The sequence below is a fragment of the Streptomyces cahuitamycinicus genome (assembly GCF_002891435.1).
Classification (GTDB): Bacteria; Actinomycetota; Actinomycetes; order Streptomycetales; family Streptomycetaceae; genus Streptomyces; species Streptomyces cahuitamycinicus.
Genome location: NZ_POUC01000586.1, coordinates 1 through 3912, shown reverse-complemented (window position 1 = coordinate 3912; position 3912 = coordinate 1). Strand labels below are relative to the sequence as shown.

Genomic DNA, 3912 nt, shown 5'->3' with positions numbered 1-3912 from the left:
GCCGGGTACGGGACGGGGGGTCGGCGCGGTGCGGCCGCTGGCCGGCGTGGCGCGGGGACCCTGGGCGCTCTCGTGAATCTGAGGCTCCTCGGGAATGAGAGGCATGGGTTGATATTTATCAAACGTTGGTACGGCCCGCGTCGGCGGGTTGCGCATGGGTGCGAACGAAACGTCAGAAGTCGAAGCCGAGCTGCCCCTCGATCTCCGGACCACTTCCGTCCGCCCAGCTGCGGACCTTCTTGAGGTGCCGCCACCGGGGCAGCGCATCAAGATACGCCCACGACAACCGGTGGTAGGGGGTGGGGCCCCGCTCCGCCAGTGCGGCCTTGTGCACGGGTGATGGATACCCTGCGTTGTCCGCAAAACCGAAGTCTGCATGGTCGATACCCAGTTCGGCCATCATTTTGTCGCGCTGGACCTTGGCGATCACCGAGGCCGCCGCGACCGCCACGCAGGACTGGTCGCCTTTGATCACCGTACGGACCCGCCAGGGCGCACCGAGGTAGTCGTGCTTGCCGTCGAGGATGACCGCGTCGGGACGGATCGGCAGTGCGTCCAGCGCACGCTCCGCTGCGAGCCGCAGCGCGGCCGTCATCCCCAGGGCGTCTATCTCCTCGGGAGAGGCATGCCCCAGCGCGTAGGACGTCACCCAGGTCCGCAGTTCTTCGGCGAGGACGGTACGTCGCTTGATGGTGAGCAGCTTCGAGTCCGTGAGCCCCTCGGGGGGACGGCGCAGTCCGGTGATCGCCGCGCAGACGGTGACGGGGCCGGCCCACGCGCCGCGCCCCACCTCGTCGACACCTGCAACGATCTTCGCTCCGGTCGTGGCTCGAAGGGAGCGCTCGACGGTGTGAGTAGGCGGTTCGTACGGCATGGCGCCCCTAGATTACGCCGCCTGGAACCGCCCGCGACACCCCGGTCCGCCGCGGCCCGCGAACAACCCGGTCAGGCATCGGCCGACCGGAGCGTCGGGAACCGTCCGGCCGCGGCACCAGGCCTCCCGGCCGCAGCCTCGGGAACTGTGCGGCCGCAGGAGCGGAGGCATCAACTGGTCGATCGTTTCCTCGACTTCGCCATCCCAGCATTCACAGCCGCACATTTTCGAGCGGTACATCATCATCGCCGGTATGGCGTCGAAGACATAGCCGTTCACAACCTCGGGGCGCACCTCGCCTCGCTCGATCTCTCTTTCGACGACCTTCCGCAGCATCCTCGTGGTGGGCTTCACAACCCCCTCGAAGATCACGCCATGGAAGCGTTCGGCCTGCACGGTGTCGCACTCGTGAATCACCGAGCGAAGGGCGAAACCAGGGCGGGAGAATGTGGCGTCACGGGCTCGCAGGCACAGCGCCTGCTCCTTCGCCGCCGTGGTGCTGCTGCCGCCTTTCGGCATCATCGAGTCCCGGGCCGAGGAGCCGATCACCCCGCCCCGGATGTTCGCCGACCCGGAACCGCTCGGGCACATACGTGCTCGAGTTGAGCCTGGCCACGGCGATGCTCGGCATGGGCCGTACCTCCCCTGGCCGGGGCCTGGCTGGTGATCCGGGTCCGCAAGAGCGACCTGGAGGCACTCTCCGGCTCGGCCGGACCGGGGGTCGGCTGTCGCGGGAGCGCCGCGAATCGGTGCCGGCGGCTCGTCGGCGGGCCCTACACAGGCGCACCGAGGGGTGGCGAGCCGGTTCGCTGCCGACCGCGGATCGCCGGACTGAATCAGGGGACGCAACAGCGTGGGCGGCAGCGGGGCCACCCGCGCCCGTCCCACACAACGGACGACAGCGCCCCACCAGCGAACCAGAACGGCGAGCAGAGCCTCCACGCCCATCCGCCACCCCCCTTCTCCCTCCGGCCTGTACGCCCTCGATGGCTCGCACAGCGAATGCCAGGACAACGGGCGAACAGTCACGGAGAGTTCCCGACGCGCACGGAGAGTATGCGAAGGAGCGGAGGAGCCCACCGTCAGATCGACGTGGGCACCCAGTGCGGAAGCGGCTCCGTCCGCTCCACCCACTCGGTGGGCGGTGTCCCCGCCTTCCCCGCGGCGATCACGCCGCCGACGATGGCGCACGTGGTGTCGACATCCCCGCCCACCTGCGCGGTCGCCCAGAAAGCCTGCTCGTAGTCGCCGAGACTTCTCGCGGCCGACCAAAGAGCGAAGGGCACGGTGTCGTGGGCGGTCGTACGCCGCCCGCACCCCAGTACGGCCGCCACCGTGCCCGGGTCGTCGTAGTCGAGCATGTCCCGGGCCCGGCGAAGTCCCGCGCCCACGGCGCTCTTGGGCACCAGGTCGATGACACCGTCGAGGAGGGCTTCGGCGCCGGGCGTCCCGTCGGGGGCGGCGGCGAACGCGGCTGCCGCGGCGACGGCCATGGCCCCCACGACGCCCTCGCGGTGTTGATGGGTCGTGTACGCCGAGATCTCCGCCTGGTGGGTCGCCTGCTCCGGATCGTCCGCGTACCAGGCGCCCAGCGGGGCGATCCGCATCGCCGCGCCGTTGCCCCAGGAACCCTGCCCCTTGAAGAGTGCCGCGGCGAGCTCCCGCCAGTCCCCACCTTCCCGGACGAGTCGCAGCATGCGGTTGACCGCAGGGCCGTAGCCCCGGTCGAAGTCGTGGTGCTCGGCGAAGGAACGGGCCAGGGCATCCTGGTCGATGCGGTGGTGGACGGCCAGGACGGCGACGACCGAGCCGGCCATCTCCGTGTCGTCGGTCCACTGCCAAGGCCCGGACGGCACCTCGCGGCGCTTCAGCAGCGGGTAGTTCACCGGCACGAAGTACTGGGAGCCCAGGGCGTCTCCGACGGACAGTCCGCGCAGGCAGGCCAGGGCGCGGTCCAGGCGCACGTCGGGTGAGGAATCAGCGGTCATCGCCCTGCAACTCTATCCGGTGATCCCGTACGGCTCGGGATCTCGCCAACGATCAAACGGCCGGTCGAGGGTGTACTTGCCGTCGTCCCCCAGAACGAGCATCCGCACCTCGCCGTTCCCGGGATTCGACAGCGACTCGAACTCCGACACCGTCCAGTGGAACCACCGCATGCAGAAGAGTCGCATGGCCAGGCCGTGGGTGACGATGAGGACGTTCTGCGGGTGATCGGGGTCCTCGAAGCTGCGGAACAGGCTTTCCAGGAAGCCGCCGACCCGGTCGTAGACGTCGGCGCCCGACTCGCCCTGGGCGAAGCGGTAGAAGAAGTGGCCGTACGCGTCCCGATAGGCCTTCTGAAGGCGCACCTCGTCCCGGTCCTGCCAGTTGCCCCAGTCCTGCTCCCGCAGCCGGGGTTCCTCGCGTACCCGTATGAGTCCGGAGTCGAGGTGGAACGCGCGCAAGGTCTCGAGCGTACGACGGTACGGGGAGACGTACACGCTGACGTGCTCGTCACCGAAGAGCCGGCGCAGATGCTCGCCCGTCGCCTCCGCCTGCCGCCGACCGCGCTCGGTCAGCGCCAGGGCGTGGTCGGGCTCACGCTCGTAGACGGAGTCATCAACATTGCCCGTTGACTCGCCGTGCCGGACAAGGACGATGCGCCGTGGTCGTGCCATGCCAAGACCCTAGATCGGGTGAGGGCTGGTTGAGCACTCCTGCCACACCCATACAGCGTAGGTCACATGATTCCTGCACCACAGATCACACCGGTCGCACGCCTGTCCGAACAGAACGGCTCCACCGCGGCCTCACGGCGTCACGCCATGTAAGTCACAGCCCAGTGCGCCGTACCGGTCCGAGCACCCGCCCACCCGGAGCACTCGTCCTACGCGCGAACTCAGACCGTCCAGCTCGACTCCATGTCCACGACGTCCCCGGTGTGCTTCTCCTGCGGCACGAAGATGCAGCGCGCCGGTTCCTGCTACATCTGCGAGGGCTGCGGCTCGACCAGCGGCTGCAGCTGACGCCGAACGCCTGAGCCGATGACGGCAGGG

The 3912-nt window shown here is 69.0% G+C and carries 3 protein-coding genes and 1 pseudogene; all 4 read right to left on the bottom strand.

Features of this window, described 5'->3' with window-relative positions; genetic code table 11:
• Positions 1–172: 172 nt before the first annotated feature.
• Positions 173–874, bottom strand: coding sequence for a ribonuclease HII (gene rnhB, locus C1J00_RS39740; RefSeq protein WP_102913722.1), 702 nt, complete (start codon positions 872–874; stop codon positions 173–175).
• 144 nt (positions 875–1018) lie between these two features.
• A pseudogene (locus tag C1J00_RS39735) lies at positions 1019–1348 on the bottom strand (TetR-like C-terminal domain-containing protein); the annotation flags it as partial.
• 608 nt (positions 1349–1956) lie between these two features.
• Complete coding sequence (locus tag C1J00_RS39730) at positions 1957–2862, bottom strand: ADP-ribosylglycohydrolase family protein (protein ID WP_102913721.1); 906 nt, start codon at positions 2860–2862, stop codon at positions 1957–1959.
• 12 nt (positions 2863–2874) lie between these two features.
• Entirely contained in the window at positions 2875–3534 is a 660-nt protein-coding gene (locus C1J00_RS39725) for a histidine phosphatase family protein (RefSeq protein WP_102913720.1), read from the bottom strand.
• Between the last annotated feature and the right edge of the window lie 378 nt (positions 3535–3912).

Coding starts and splice junctions, on each gene's coding strand:
- C1J00_RS39730 (WP_102913721.1), bottom strand. CDS start 2,862: ATGACCGCTGATTCCTCACCCGACGTGCGCCTGGACCGCGCCCTGGCC.
- rnhB (WP_102913722.1), bottom strand. CDS start 874: ATGCCGTACGAACCGCCTACTCACACCGTCGAGCGCTCCCTTCGAGCC.
- C1J00_RS39725 (WP_102913720.1), bottom strand. CDS start 3,534: ATGGCACGACCACGGCGCATCGTCCTTGTCCGGCACGGCGAGTCAACG.